Source organism: Variovorax sp. W2I14 (assembly GCF_050435205.1).
GTDB lineage: Bacteria > Pseudomonadota > Gammaproteobacteria > Burkholderiales > Burkholderiaceae_C > Variovorax > Variovorax paradoxus_C.
This window is the reverse complement of sequence record NZ_JBNDJX010000001.1, coordinates 4,486,944-4,500,941: the sequence shown is the minus strand read 5'-3', so window position 1 is coordinate 4,500,941 and position 13,998 is coordinate 4,486,944. Positions and strand designations below refer to the sequence as shown.

Sequence of the window (13,998 nt, the reverse complement as noted above, 5' to 3'; positions counted from 1 at the left end):
TCAGTCTTTGGCGCGGAGCCCGATCACGCGGCTCGCGAGCTTCGTGAGTTCGGCCACCACCTCGTCGGGCGAGAGCCGGCCGCCGGGGCGGTACCAGCTGTAGAGAAAGCCCGGCAGGCTGCAGGCCGCGAGTGCGGTGATCTTGGTCTCGCCGAAGTCGAGGTCGCCGTCGCGCCGCGCCTCTTCGAGCAGCGGGCACAAGAGGTCGTAGAAGTGGTGTGCGAGCTTCTTCTGTGCGGCGATGTACTCGGGCCGGTACACCTGCGGCTCGCGGTACGCGAAGAACGCGACGGGGTGATGCGCGATGGTCGCGCGAATCAGCCGCTCGATGCCTTCGAGCACCTTCTCGCTCGCGCGGCGCGGGTCGTCGGCAGCGAAGTCGAGCGCGGTGAAGCAGTCGACCGCGGGGCGCCACGACAGCGTCTCGAAGATCTCCTGCTTGTCGCGGAAGTAGTAGTACACGAAGGGCTTGGTCACGCCGAGCGCGCGAACGATCTGCGCCATCGTCGTGTTGGCGTAGCCCTGCGCGGCGAAGAGCTGCGCGGCCGCCTGAAGGATGCGCTCGCGCTGCGTGTCGGTGCTCTGCGTCGCCGCGCGCTGGCGGCCCGTGCCCTGGGGCAGATGCGGTTGTGCCGTGGTGACGGTTGCTGTCTCGTCGGCTTTGTCGGCCCCAGAGGGTTTGTGCCGTGTCGCGGAAGTTATACCCATGGGTAGGATTGTTCGTGCACCATGCACCCATTGGCAAGCGCCTGCCCCGTGCAGGCGGCTATCGATAACCCTGAGAAAGAGACGCCATGGAGACACTGCCCGACCGTCCGCAACAACCCCTGCACGAGTACCTGCGCACCCATGCGCGAGAGCGTGGCGAGCGCGCCGCCTGTATCTGGTACGGCCATGCGATGAGCTGGTCCGAACTCGACCGCGCAAGCGACGCCTTCGCCGCTCGGCTGCAGGCCATCGGCGTGAAAAAGGGCGAGCCGGTGGTGCTCTTTCTCAACAACTGCCCGCAGTACCTGGTCGCGCACTTCGGCATCCAGAAGATCGGCGCCATCGTCTGCCCGAGCGGTCCGCTCAACAAGGAGCACGAGCTGGCCTACCAGGTCAACGACCTGAAGGCGCGCGTGATCGTCGCGGCCGCGCCGCTGTTGCCGGTGGTGCGCAAGGTGCAGCCCGAGAGCGCGCTCGCGCATGTGTTCGTGGTGCACTACGCCGACCTGCTGCCCATGCCGGCCGCGCTCGACCTGCCGGCGGAACTCGCTGCCGAGCAGAAGCAGAAAGCCGAACGCAGCGTGCCGTCCGATTGCGAAGACTTCCTCGCCGTGATGAAGTCCGGTGCAAAGCCGGAGCCCGTCGCCATCGACATGGACGACGTCGCGCTCATGACCTACACCTCGGGCACCACGGGTCTCCCCAAGGGCGCGATGCTGAGCTACGGCAACGCGCTCTTCAAGACGCGCGCGGTGGTCGACTGCAACGGCGTGCGCCCGGACGACGTGCTGCTTTCCATCGCGCCGCTGTATCACATCGCCGGCATGCTGATGGGCGTGAACGTGCCGGTGTTGAGCGGTGCCACCTCGGTGCTGCTGCACCGCTTCGATCCGCGCGCGGTGCTGCAGGCCATCGCCGCGCACAAGGTGAGCTGGTGGTACAGCATCGCGCCGATGAACGTGGCGTGCATGCAGGTGGTCGACATCGCGAGCTTCGATCTGTCGAGCCTCAAGATGAATCCGGTGACCAGCTTCGGCATCACTTTCACCGAACCGCTGGCCGCGCAGTGGCGCTCGCATGCCGCGAACTGCAGTTCGTTCGAAGCCGCCTACGGCCTGAGCGAGACCCACACCTGCGACACCTACACGCCGCACCATGCGCCGCGCTGGGGAACACAGGGCATTGCGGTGCCGGGCGTGACGATCCGCATCATCGACACCGATACGGGCGCCGACATGCCTATCGGCGAAGTCGGCGAAATCGTGCTCACCAGCCCGGGCTCCTTCAAGGGCTACTGGAACAAGCCCGAGGCCACCGCGGCGACGCTGCGGAGCGGCTGGGTGCACACCGGCGACATGGGCAAGCTCGATGCCGACGGCTACCTCACCTTCATCGGCCGCTTCAAGGAAATGATCAAGGTCTCGGGCTACAGCGTGTTCCCGGAAGAGGTCGAGACCATCCTCATCAAGCATCCCGCGGTGGCGCAAGCCGCGGTGATCGCGCAGCCCGATGCCGAGAAGGGCGAGGTGGTGAAGGCGTTCATCGTGCGCAAGCCCGATGCCGAGCTCGACGCCGATGCGCTCATCGCCTGGTCGCGCGAGAACATGGCCAGCTACAAGGCACCGCGCGCCGTGAGCTTCATCGACGCATTGCCCACCACCGGCGCCGGCAAGGTGCTGCGCCGGCTGCTCAAAGACAAGAACTGAAAGACATCGCGTGTTCTCCAAAGTTTTGATTGCCAACCGCGGCGAGATCGCCGTGCGGCTGGTGCGCGCCTTGCGCGATCTCGGCATCGCGAGCGTGGCGGTGCATGCGCGCGACGATGCGGCGGCGCTTCATGTGCAACTGGCCGATGTGGCGGTGGCGCTCGATGCCACCGGGCCGTCTGCGTATCTCGACGTGGCCGCGCTGATCGCCGTCGCGAAGGCAGAGGGCTGCGATGCGGTGCATCCTGGCTACGGCTTCCTGAGCGAACGCGCGGATTTCGCCGAGGCCTGTGCGGATGCGGGGCTGGTCTTCGTCGGCCCGACGCCTGAACAGCTGGGCCTCTTCGGCGACAAGGCGCGCGCACGCGAACTGGCCACGCAATGCGACGTGCCCGTGATGCCTGGCAGTGCAGGCGCCGTGACGCTCGCAGAGGCGCAGACCTTCTTCGCCGAGCAGCATGCGCAAGGTGCGGGCGTGATGGTCAAGGCGATTGGCGGTGGCGGCGGGCGCGGCATGCGCGCGGTGCTGAACGCGGCAGATCTGCCCGAAGCGCATGCGCGCTGCATGTCCGAGGCCAAGGCGGCTTTCGGCATCGAGGGCGTGTACGTCGAGCGGCTGATGCGCAATGCCCGACATATCGAGGTGCAGGTGCTGGGTGATGGGCAAACCGTGGCGAGCCTCGGCGAACGTGAATGCACCCTGCAGCGGCGCTTCCAGAAGCTGGTGGAGATCGCGCCCAGTCCATCGCTGCCCGAAACACTGCGCGCGCAGGTCACGCAGGCGGCGTTGCGCATGGCCAAGACGGTCGGGTATCGCGGACTCGGCACTTTCGAATTTCTTGTCGATGCGGCATCGGCGACGCTGCCGTTCGTTTTCATCGAAGCGAATCCGCGCCTGCAGGTCGAGCACACGGTGACCGAGGCCGTCACCGGGCTGGACCTGGTGCAGTTGCAGATTGCCGTCGCGTCTGGCGAATCCCTCAGCGCGCTGGGCATCGAGGCCGACCGCACGGCGCCGCAACGTGGCTTCGCGGTGCAGTGGCGCATCAACGCCGAGACGCTCGATGCACAGGGCAACGCGCGGCCGTCGGGCGGCACGCTCGCGCGCTTCGACCTGCCGAGCGGGCCGGGTGTGCGTGTCGACACGCATGGCTATGCGGGTCTCGCGCCTTCACCGCACTACGACACGCTGCTCGCCAAGCTGATCGTGCATTCGCCGTCGCCGAAATTCGCCGATGCGCTGCGCCGCTCGCTGCGCGCGTTGGACGAATGCCGCATTGATGGCATCGCGACGAATCTCTCGCTGCTGCGCGCCATCGCCACGCGGCCCGAGTTCGCGACGCAGGCGGTGCACACACGCTTCGTCGAGGCGCACCTGGGCGACCTGTTGGCGGCTGCGGCGTCGATCGAAAAGCATGCGAAGCAGATCGCTCCTGTCGCTGCAGAGGCCCTTACTTCGGCGGCCGACGACGCAGACGACCTCACCGTCAAGACCCCGATGCCCGCAAAGCTCGTGCAGTTCGAAGTGGCCGTCGGCGATGTGCTCCCTGCCGGCGCGCAGCTCGGCGTGCTCGAAGCCATGAAGATGGAGCACCTGCTGCACGCCCCCTTTGCGGGCCGCGTGGTCGCGCTGCTCGCGGAGCCCGGCGACTACCTCGTCGAAGGCCAGTCGCTGGTGCGCCTGGAGGCCGTCGATGCGCAAGCCGTCGAAGCCGAGGCGCGCACCGAGCACGACCTCGATGCGATCCGCCCCGATCTGCAGAAGGTGATCGACCGCCACGCACCCACGCTCGACGCCAACCGCAAGCCGGCCGTCGACAAACGTCACGCGCAAGGCGGCCGCACCGCGCGCGAGAACATCGCCGACCTCTGCGACACCGCCGCCGACCCGGGCAACTTCATCGAATACGGCGCGCTCGCCATCGCCGCGCAAACGCGTCGCCGCACGCTCGAAGACCTGATCGCCAACACACCGGCCGACGGCATGGTGACGGGCCTCGGCAGCATCAACGCGAAGCAGTTCGGCCCCGAGAAATCGCGCTGCGCAGTGCTGGCCTACGACTACACGGTGCTCGCCGGCACGCAGGGCATGCGCAACCACCACAAGACCGACCGGCTGCTGGCGGTGGCGCATCAGCTCAACCTGCCTGTCGTGCTGTTCGCCGAAGGCGGCGGTGGCCGTCCCGGCGACACCGACATGCCGATCGTCGCGGGCCTCAACAATCACACCTTCAGCCAGTTCGCCGCGCTCTCGGGCAAGGTGCCGGTGGTCGGCATCGTGCATGGCCGCTGCTTCGCGGGCAATGCGGCGCTGCTGGGCTGCGCGGACGTGATCATCGCCACGCGCGGCAGCAACATCGGCATGAGCGGGCCCGCGATGATCGAAGGCGGCGGGCTCGGCACCTTCGCGCCGGAGCAGATCGGACCGAGCAGCGTGCAGTCGCGCAACGGCGTGATCGACATCCTGGTGGAGGACGAGGCCGCGGCCGTCGCAGCGGCGAAGCAGTACCTCTCGTACTTCCAGGGCCCGACCACCGACTGGCAATGCGCCGACCCGCGCGCGCTGCGCCATGTGGTGCCCGAGAACCGCCTGCGCGTGTACGACGTGCGCGCCGCAATGCGCGGCGTGGCCGACACCGGCTCGTTGCTCGAACTGCGCGCGGGTTTCGGCGCGGGCATCGTCACAGCGCTCGCGCGCATCGAGGGCAAGCCGGTCGGCCTCATGGCCAACAACCCGCACCACCTCGGCGGCGCCATCGATGTGGAGGCGGCCGACAAGTCCGCGCGCTTCATGCAGCTGTGCAATGCGCACGGGCTGCCCATCGTCTCGCTGTGCGACACGCCGGGCTTCATGGTCGGGCCCGAGATCGAGGCACAGGCGCAAGTGCGCCATGTCTGCCGCATGTTCATGGTGGCGTCGCATCTGCGCGTGCCTTTCTTCGCGGTCGTGCTGCGCAAGGGCTACGGCCTCGGCGCGCAGGCGATGACGGCCGGCGGCTTCGATGCGCCGGTGTTCACTGTCGCCTGGCCCACGGGTGAGTTCGGCGCGATGGGGCTCGAAGGCGCGGTGCGCCTGGGCTTTCGCAAAGAGCTTGCGGCGGTGCCTGAAGGCAATGAGCGCGATGCGCTCTTCAAGAAGCTCGTGGCGCAGCAATACGCGAACGGCGAGGCGATCCACATGGCGCAGACGCTGGAAATCGATGCGGTCATCGATCCGGCCGAAACCCGCACTTGGCTGGTGCGCGGTCTGGCTTCCGCCACGCGTGCGGCAGCACCTGTTTCTTCCTATGTAGACACTTGGTAACCACGCGCTAGACCCCGTCGCGCCATAGGGCAAGGCGGCTCCGTAAACTGGGCCGCTTTGCACGCATGAACCTCGTTTTCCGCGGCCTTTATCGCCTTCGCGAAGTGGCACTGGCGCATTGGGTCGCCGCGCTGTGTCTTGCCGTGTTGGCGGTCGGCGTGCAGGCCGTGCAGCCCGACCATCGTCCCAAGCAACCCGCCGACGCGCATTGGGTCGGCAGCTGGGCCGTGGCACCGCTGGACTTTCGCGAGCTGGCCGCGAACCCGGCCGTGGCGCACAAGCCCGCGCCCGGCGGCGATCAATTCCGCGGGCAGACGCTGCGCCAGCAACTGGCACCCACGCTCGGCGGCGAGCGCATCCGCATTCGTTTTTCCAACCGCTTCGGCAAGGCGCCGTTGCGCATCGCGGCCGCGAGTGTGGCGCGCAGCACGGGAGGCGATGCGATTTCTCCGTCGACGTTGCGCGTGCTGCGTTTCGGCGGTCGCGGCAGCCTGACCCTCGCGCCCGGCGCGGAGGCGTGGAGCGATGGCTTTGACCTGAACATCGAGGCCGGTCAGACGATGGCGGTCAGCGCTTTCTTCGATCGTGCGACGCCCTACGGCACGGTGCACCTGCTGTCCGTCGACACGAGCTGGGTCGCGCCGGGCAATGCGGTGGCGGCGGCGAAATTGCAGGGTGCGACGACGCTGCCGCTGAATCACATCGTGACGGGCCTGGACGTACTCACCACGAAGTCAGTGCGCACCGTGGTCGCGTTCGGCGACTCGATCACCGCGGGTGGCGGCGAGTCCGGCGATGGTGCGTACCCCGACATGCTGGCCACGCGGCTGCGCAACAGTCCGCAGGCGGCGCACGAGGTGTCGGTGCTCAATGCCGGCATCGGCGGCAATCGCCTGCTGGTCGATGGCATCGGGCCCCACGGGCTCTCGCGTTTCGCGCGGGATGCGTTGGGGCAGAGCGGCGTGACGCACACGATCGTGCTGCTGGGCACCAACGACATCGGCCGCAGCGTGTTTCTGGGCGTGCCCGGGAACCCGGACACGGTGCACGACCTGCCGACCGCCGAGCGCATCACAGATGGGCTGCAGCAACTGGTGAAGCAGGCGCGCGCCAAGGGCGTGAAGATCCTGCTCGGCACGGTGCCGCCGTTCCGGAACACGCCGTACTGGAACGAGGCCAACGAGGCGATGCGCACCGCGGTCAACCGCTGGATCCGCAGCCGCACCGACGTGGATGGCGTGATCGATTTCGATGCCGCGCTGCGCGACCCCGCGGACCCGCAGGCGTTGAATCCGCAATTCGACAACGGCGACCATCTGCACCCCAACAAGGCCGGCCATGCGGCGATGGCCGCGGCCATCGATCTGAAGGAATTGCAGGAGTGAGCGCTCGCAAGAGCCAAAAAGTAAGAAACAGGTTTACACAAGATTTCGTGCACCGCTTACAGGCGGTTCACACGGCCCCGGCAGCATGAAGGCTCACCAACAACTCATGAGGGGTACCCCATGAAAAAGCTCGCAATCTCCTTCGCTGTCGGCGCTGCCTCGTTGCTCTCGATGGGCGCTGCAATGACCATTCCCACGACCGCGCAAGCGCAGCCCGTGGTCATCCAGGTCGCACCGCCGCCGCCGCGCGCGGAACGCGTGCCGCCGCCGCGCCGTGGTTATGTGTGGGCGCCGGGGCACTACGAATGGAAGCGCGGGCACCACGTGTGGGTCCGTGGCACCTATGTGCGTGCCCGTCCGGGCTACGCGTACCGTGCGCCGGAATGGCGCGAGAACAATGGCCGTTGGGAATACAACCGCGGCCGCTGGGACCGTGACGGCGATGGCGTGCCGAACCGCTACGACAACCGTCCGAACAACCCGAACCGCAACTGATGCGGAGCCCCGGCGCGATGCCGGGGCTGCGGGACTCTCTAGCGGATGCTGACCAGCTCGAGGGTCTCGCGCACCTGGAACGCACCGCCGCTGGTGCCGCCGCGCGTCTGGGCTTCGAAACGGATCACGCGTCCGAGTTCGGACGAGTACCAGACGTCGGCCTTGTAGGCGCCGTATTGGTTGCCGACCACCGCGCCCGCGTTCGCGAAGCGCTGCGTGAAGCCCCGGTACTCGATACGCACCGCCTTCATCTCCTTGCCGCCGACCGTCACCACGGTGTCTTCCATCACCGTCGCGTTGAGGTCCATGTTGATGCGTGAGCCTCCGAAGACGGACCCATAGCTTGTCCGCCAGGCGGCCTCCTCCTTGAGATTCGCCTTGCCCCAGCCGCCGGGCGGCATGGCCGAGTCGAACTCGCCCGCGATGGCGGTCGTGATGCTCACAACCTCGCCGCCGGGCTTCTCGATCCATCCGCCGTTGTTGAAGCTGATGCGATCGTCGGTGGCCGGGTCCGCGCGGTAGATCACCTTGCGGTAGGTGTTGGTCAGCCGGTCGTGCAACTGGTACTCGATGACGCTCGGACGGCCCGCTGCAGCGATCGCGCCCGTCGTGGTCGTGCCGCCCGTCGCTGCCATGGGAGGCAGTGCAGCGAGGCGTTCGACGGCCACGCGGCCGCGCGCCGGCAGTTCGGCGATCCATGCAGACGGCATCGCAAGATTTGCCATGGGTGTCGTGCCCAGCAATCCCACCAGCCGTCCCTGTGCGTCGAAAAGTCCGGCGCCGCCAAGCCCCGCCTCGGGGGGCGATGCGAGTTGCAGCGCTTCGAGTTCGCCTGCGCCGCTGCGCCGCATGCCGGCAAGCATGCCGATGCCCAGCGTGAGTTCCTTGCCTCTCGGCGCTCCGACGATGTAGAGCGGCATGCCGACCTGCAAGGTCGTCGTCGGCGCAATCGCCGGGGTGGGTGGCGTGAAGTTGGCGATGCGCAACTGGCACAGATCGCGTTCGACATCCGGAAATTCCAGTGTCGCGCCGTAGCTCACGTTGTCGCGCTTCAGCGCTACCGAGCTGGCTTTCGCGAGCAACTGGCAGCTCGTGACGGCCGTGCCCGGTCCGGTGGCTACAGCGCTGCCGGTGGCGAGGGTCTTGCCTTGCGCATCGCTGGCCTGCACCACCCAGACGGAAGGGGACACCCGCGCGAAGAGCGCATCGGGTGCAAGCGGGACCTGGGCCGACGCAGGAAGCGAGACAGCCAGGGTCAGCGCAAAGGGGGCGAACAGATGTCTCATCGGGCGGGCTGCAGGAGCAGTCGGAGATCGTTGACGGGCGTCTTGGCGAAAGGCGTGGCCTCGGGGGCCGCGGGTACGGGTGGAGGGCTGGGTGTCGCCGTCGGCTGAATGGCGGCGACGGTTGCTGGCGCTGGCAACGGCGCATTCGGCGTGACGGCCGCCTGCCGGACTGGTGTCGCGGCTGGTGTCGAGGCGGGGGGCGCTGGCGTTGCGGGGAGCGGTAATGCAGGCGGCGTCGCGCTCGCGGCCTTGGCAGAGACCGGCCCCGTGCCGCCGTAGGCCAGCGGCGGCAATGCGCTGCGGCCCTCCGTTTCGCCGACTCGAGCGAACGCTGGGCGGCCGACGAGAAAGCCGATGCCGATGCTCATCCGCACGTAGGCGGTCTGCTTGGGCCGCAGCACGATGTCGATGCTGCCCTCGGCCTCGGTCTGGGCGGTGGCCCGGTAGGTGCCGGCCGGCCTGTCGATGAAGAAGAAACTGTTGGGCTGCGACTTGCCGACGACCTGGCCGTTGACCGAGACCTCGGGTTGCACCGCCATACCCACGATCGAGTCGCGATAGAAGTAGATGCGCCCCTCGTTCTCGCCGAGCGAGGGGAGGCTTTGCGAAAGCTCCGAGAAACGCGGCCCGGTGGCCGAACATCCGAACAGACAGGCTGAAAGAACAGCCAGCAGAAACCCACCGAACCAACGTCGCATTGCGCCTTCTCCTCTTTTGGCGCCGGATGCTACACCCGCCTGCAGCGGCGGATGCCGCGGGTTTTCAGCGGAACACGACCGTCCGATGCCCGTTCAGCAGCACGCGGTGCTCGCTGTGCCACTTCACCGCGCGGGCCAGCACCTGGCTCTCGGTGTCGCGGCCGCGGGCCGTGAGGTCTTCGACGGTGTCGGTGTGGTCGGCGCGGGCCACGTCCTGCTCGATGATCGGGCCCTCGTCGAGATCGGCCGTCACATAGTGGGCGGTGGCGCCGATCAGCTTCACGCCGCGGTCATGCGCCTGGTAATAGGGCTTGGCACCCTTGAAGCTCGGCAGGAACGAGTGATGGATGTTGATCGCGCGGCCGGCCAGGCTCTTGCACAGGTCGTTGCTGAGCACCTGCATGTAGCGCGCGAGCACCACGAGTTCGGCGCCTTCGGCTTCGATGATTTCCAGTTGCTTCGCCTCGGCTTGCGGCTTGGTCGCGGCCGTCACCGGGATGTGATGGAACGGCACGTTGTAGCTGGCGGCCAGCTGGTAGAAGTCGCGGTGGTTCGAGATGATCGCGCGCACGTCGATGGACAAGAGGCCGCTCTTCCAGCGGAACAGCAGGTCGTTGAGGCAGTGGCCTTCCTTGCTCACCAGGATCACCGTCTTCATCGGCTCGGCGGCGGCATGCAGCTGCAGGTTCATGCCGAAGCCGGCGGCGAAGGTCTTGAGTTCCTCGCGCAATGAGGCTTCGCCGTGGTCGCCGCAGGCGAAGCGCACGCGCATGAAGAACAGGCCCGTGCCGTGGTCGTTGTACTGGGCGGCCTCTTCGATGTTGGCGCCCCGCTCGAGCAGGAAGCCCGAGACGGCATGCACGATGCCCGTGCGGTCGGGGCACGAGAGATTGAGGATGTAGGCGGGCGTGGCGGACACGGGGGGCGTTGGGGTCGTCATGAGGGGCGCAATTGTCGCAGGGGTGCCAGAATCGCGATTTTCCCTCGACAGATAACCGCAGGAGCGAGACATGGCCTACCAGGACTTCAACATGGGCAACCAGTGGCTGCCCTTCACCCCCAACCGTCATTTCCAGAAAGACCCGCGCGTCTTCGTGGCGGCCGACGGCATGGAATTCACCACGCACGACGGCAAGAAGGTGATCGACGGCGTCTCCTCCCTCTGGTGCGTGGGCGCGGGCCACAACCGCAAGCCCATCAACGAGGCCATCAAGACGCAGCTCGACACGCTCGACTACGCCACCGCCTTCCAGGTCAGCAACGACAAGGCCTTCCGCGCGGCCGAGATGATTGCCGCCCTCGCCCCGGGCGATCTCAACAAGGTGCTGTTCTGCAATTCAGGTTCTGAAGCCGCCGACACCTCGATGAAGGTCGCGCTGGCCTACCACCGCGCGCGAGGCGAGGGCCACCGCAACGTGTTCATCGGCCGCGAAAAGGGCTACCACGGCGTGGGCTTCGGCGGCATGTCGGTGGGCGGCATTCCGGGCAACCGCAAGGTGTTCGGCTCGGCTTTTCTGCCGCGCGTGGACCACATGCGCTTCATCCACGACCCGGTGAACCATGCCTACATCCACAACGAGGAGCCGGTGTGGGCCGAAGACCCGCTGGTCGAACTCGAAACCCGCATCCTGCCGCTGCACGACCCGAGCAACATCGCCGCGATCATCGTGGAGCCAGTGGCGGGGTCGGCCGGCTGGTACCTGCCGCCCAAGGGCTACCTCAAGCGCCTGCGCGAGATCTGCGACAAGCACGGCATCCTGCTGATCTTCGACGAGGTCATCACCGGCTTCGGCCGCATGGGCACCAACTTCGCGTCGGACTATTTCGGCGTCGTGCCCGACATGCTGAACTTCGCCAAGTGCGTGACCAACGGCGTGATTCCACTCGGCGGCGTGATCTGCCGCGACAAGCTCTACGACGCGATGATGTCGACCGACGCGCCCGAGCACGTGGTCGAGTTCTTCCACGGCTACACCTACTCGGGCCACCCGGTGGCCTGCGCCGCAGCGATCGCCACGCTCGATCTCTTCAAGGAAGAAAACCTCTTCGCCCGCGCCGGCGAGATGGGCAAGGTGCTGGGCGATGCGTTCCACAGCGCCTTCAAGGGCCTGCCCAACGTGATCAGCATCCGCAGCCTCGGCCTCGCCGCGGCGGTGGAACTCGCGCCCATCGCGGGCAAGCCGGGCAAGCGCGCGTTCGACATCTTCCTGGACTGCTTCCACAAGGGCGCGCTGGTGCGGCCTGCGGGCGACGTGCTGGTGATGGCGCCGCCCTACATCGTGGAGAAGTCGCACATCGACACGCTGGTGAACACGCTGGCGGATTCGATCAGGAAGCACGCCTGAGCCGCCTGCCTGCACCCCTTCTGCGGTTCATCACGAACTGCAGAAAGGCGGCCGGTCATGACGCAGCGTTCGCCTTGTTGGCCGGGCGGCGCAACTCGGCGCAGTAATCCTTCTCGGGCAGCGGCGGCGTCAGCCAGGTCTTGTCGTAGTCGCCCGCTTCGACAGTGTTCGTCGCCGAGGCCAGCAGCCGTACCGAGGTGACCTTGACGTCGTCCGGCAGGTGCTGCGGCACGCCGAGCGTGCGCAACGTGTGGCCGGCGCCGGCGATCAGCAGCACGGTCTTGCCTGGCTGGCGCGCCTTGATGATGGCCTGTGCCATCGCGCGGTCACGGCCCACCTGGATGCGCGTCATCGGAATGATCTGCAACTCGGGCAGCAGCTTGCAGTGGCCTTCGCGCACGGCGTCCTGCTGCGCGGTGTAGGCCTCACCGTTGAGCTGCACGTCGAGCGACACGTCGGCCATCGCGTCCTTCATGCGCGCACGCGGCAGGTTGGCGCCCACCACCGGCACGCCGGCGCGCACGGCCGCCATCACGACCGGGCCGTAGCTGGCCCAGGGCCAGGCCTTGTCGCTCCAGCCGAGGGCGGTCTGCACCTGGGCTTCGCTTGCGGTGGGCGCGAGCTGCGCGGTGCTGCGGCCTTCCTCGGCCATTTCGAGCGCGAGCGCGGCGAGTTGATTGCGCGCGGCCAGCGCCTCGACGGTTTCGCGCTCGATCGCGTGGTGCTCGGGCGCATCGTGTTGCTCGCCGAGCAGCAGCGCATCGACCGGCAGCAGCGCAGAGACGCGCTTCGCGACGGGCGCAGCCGGACCGGGCGGAAAGAGGCGGGACGGGGAGCACGCCGCGAGCGCGGCCGCGGCCAGGAGCGGGATCAGGAAACGTGGAGCCCGCGCGGGCCAGCGTTGAAAAAGCATCGGGCCATACTATCTGCGCGGTGCATGCGCGCCGTGCCATCCAATTGCGCTTTTGCCTGTCTCCTTTCCCCTGTTCCCCGTGCCTTTTCGCTTTCTCGTTCGCGTGCTGGCCACGCTGCTGCTCGCACTGGCCGCGGCGGGCGCCTGCCTCGCATTGCACACGCCGCTGCCCTGGATGATCGGCCCGCTGCTCGCGGTGTCGCTCGCCTCTATCGCGGGTGCGCCGACCGCCAGTTCCACGCCGCTGCGCAACGCCGGGCAGTGGACCATCGGCACCGCGCTCGGCCTCTACTTCACGCCGCATGTGGTGTCGCTGGTGGCGGGCATCTGGTGGGCGATTGCGCTGGCCATTGCGTGGGCGCTGCTGCTGGGCTGGGGCTTCGGGCGCTGGCTGTACGGACTGCATGCGCCGCGGATGCCGCATGTGCCGCCGCGTGCCATGAGAGCCACGACTTACTTTGCCGGCGCCATCGGCGGCGCCTCGGAGATGACGCTGCTGGCCGAGTCGGCCGGCGCCCGCACCGACCTCGTGGCGGCGGCCCACAGCTTGCGGCTGGTGGTGGTGACGGTCACGATCCCGTTCGCGATGCAGTGGAGCGGGCTGCAGGGCCTGGAGATCAACCCGCCGGGTGTGCGCGAGGTGAATGCGGGCGGGCTGGCGCTGCTCGCGCTGGCCACCGGAATCGGCGGTCTTGTGATGCGGGCGCTTGGGCGCACCAATCCGTGGTTCATCGGGCCGCTGCTGGTGGCGATGGGGTTCACGATCGCCGGGCAGTCGCTGTCGGCGGTGCCGACGTGGATGTCGAACGCGGCGCAGCTCGTGATCGCGGTGAGCCTGGGCGTGCGCTTCAGCCGGGAGTTCCTGCACACGGCGCCGCGCTGGCTGGGCTCGGTGGCACTGGGCACTTTCGCGATGCTGGTCTTGTGCGGCGGCGTGGCGTGGCTGCTGGCCCGGGCGACCGGGCTGCATCCGGCCACGATGCTCTTGAGCACTTCGCCGGGCGGCATCGCCGAGATGGCGATCACGGCCAAGGTGCTGCAGCTCGGGGTGCCGGTGGTGACCGCGTTCCAGGTCTGCCGGGCTGGTGGCGGTGCTGCTGCTGGTCGGGCCGATGTTCCGGTGGATCTACCTGGGCAGCAAAACCGCGCGCCCATGAA

The 13,998-nt window shown here is 67.8% G+C and carries 10 protein-coding genes and 1 pseudogene; 6 read left to right on the top strand and 5 right to left on the bottom strand.

Annotated features, from left to right (window positions below; all coding sequences use genetic code 11):
- Positions 1–708, bottom strand: coding sequence for a TetR family transcriptional regulator (locus QF040_RS21175; RefSeq protein ID WP_429612684.1), 708 nt, complete (start codon positions 706–708; stop codon positions 1–3).
- Positions 709–794: 86 nt separating this feature from the next.
- On the opposite strand from QF040_RS21175, the gene QF040_RS21170 reads away from it, so the two are divergent.
- From QF040_RS21170 to QF040_RS21155, 4 genes are all read left to right on the top strand, one after another.
- Complete coding sequence (locus tag QF040_RS21170; protein WP_429612683.1) at positions 795–2,414, top strand: AMP-binding protein; 1,620 nt, start codon at positions 795–797, stop codon at positions 2,412–2,414.
- Between the two features lie 10 nt (positions 2,415–2,424).
- Entirely contained in the window at positions 2,425–5,718 is a 3,294-nt protein-coding gene (locus QF040_RS21165) for a carboxyl transferase domain-containing protein (protein ID WP_429612682.1), read from the top strand.
- Positions 5,719–5,783: 65 nt separating this feature from the next.
- Positions 5,784–7,103 (top strand): SGNH/GDSL hydrolase family protein, encoded by a 1,320-nt coding sequence (locus QF040_RS21160; protein WP_429612681.1) that lies wholly within the window; start codon positions 5,784–5,786, stop codon positions 7,101–7,103.
- Between the two features lie 120 nt (positions 7,104–7,223).
- Entirely contained in the window at positions 7,224–7,598 is a 375-nt protein-coding gene (locus tag QF040_RS21155; protein ID WP_013543810.1) for a YXWGXW repeat-containing protein, read from the top strand.
- 38 nt (positions 7,599–7,636) lie between these two features.
- On the opposite strand, the gene QF040_RS21150 is transcribed toward QF040_RS21155, so the two are convergent.
- The 3 genes from QF040_RS21150 to purU form a co-directional block, all read right to left on the bottom strand.
- A complete protein-coding gene (locus tag QF040_RS21150) occupies positions 7,637–8,884 on the bottom strand; it encodes a S1 family peptidase (protein WP_429612680.1) in 1,248 nt (415 codons plus the stop codon).
- A complete protein-coding gene (locus tag QF040_RS21145; protein WP_429612679.1) occupies positions 8,881–9,582 on the bottom strand; it encodes a DUF2846 domain-containing protein in 702 nt (233 codons plus the stop codon). The genes QF040_RS21150 and QF040_RS21145 overlap by 4 nt, the downstream gene beginning before the upstream one ends.
- A 64-nt stretch (positions 9,583–9,646) precedes the next feature.
- Positions 9,647–10,522, bottom strand: a complete 876-nt coding sequence (gene purU, locus QF040_RS21140; RefSeq protein ID WP_429612678.1) for a formyltetrahydrofolate deformylase — start codon at positions 10,520–10,522, stop codon at positions 9,647–9,649.
- 70 nt (positions 10,523–10,592) lie between these two features.
- Between purU and QF040_RS21135 the strand changes: the two genes are divergently transcribed.
- Positions 10,593–11,927: an aminotransferase class III-fold pyridoxal phosphate-dependent enzyme gene (locus QF040_RS21135; RefSeq protein WP_307647188.1), complete on the top strand. Its 1,335-nt coding sequence runs from the start codon at positions 10,593–10,595 to the stop codon at positions 11,925–11,927.
- A gap of 55 nt (positions 11,928–11,982) precedes the next feature.
- Here QF040_RS21135 and QF040_RS21130 read toward each other — a convergent pair whose 3' ends face one another.
- On the bottom strand, positions 11,983–12,840 hold the full coding sequence (locus QF040_RS21130) for a ChaN family lipoprotein (protein ID WP_429612677.1): 858 nt from the start codon (positions 12,838–12,840) through the stop codon (positions 11,983–11,985).
- A 79-nt stretch (positions 12,841–12,919) separates the two neighbouring features.
- On the opposite strand from QF040_RS21130, the pseudogene QF040_RS21125 reads away from it, so the two are divergent.
- Positions 12,920–13,997 (top strand): annotated as a pseudogene (locus QF040_RS21125) (AbrB family transcriptional regulator).
- Position 13,998 lies beyond the last annotated feature (1 nt).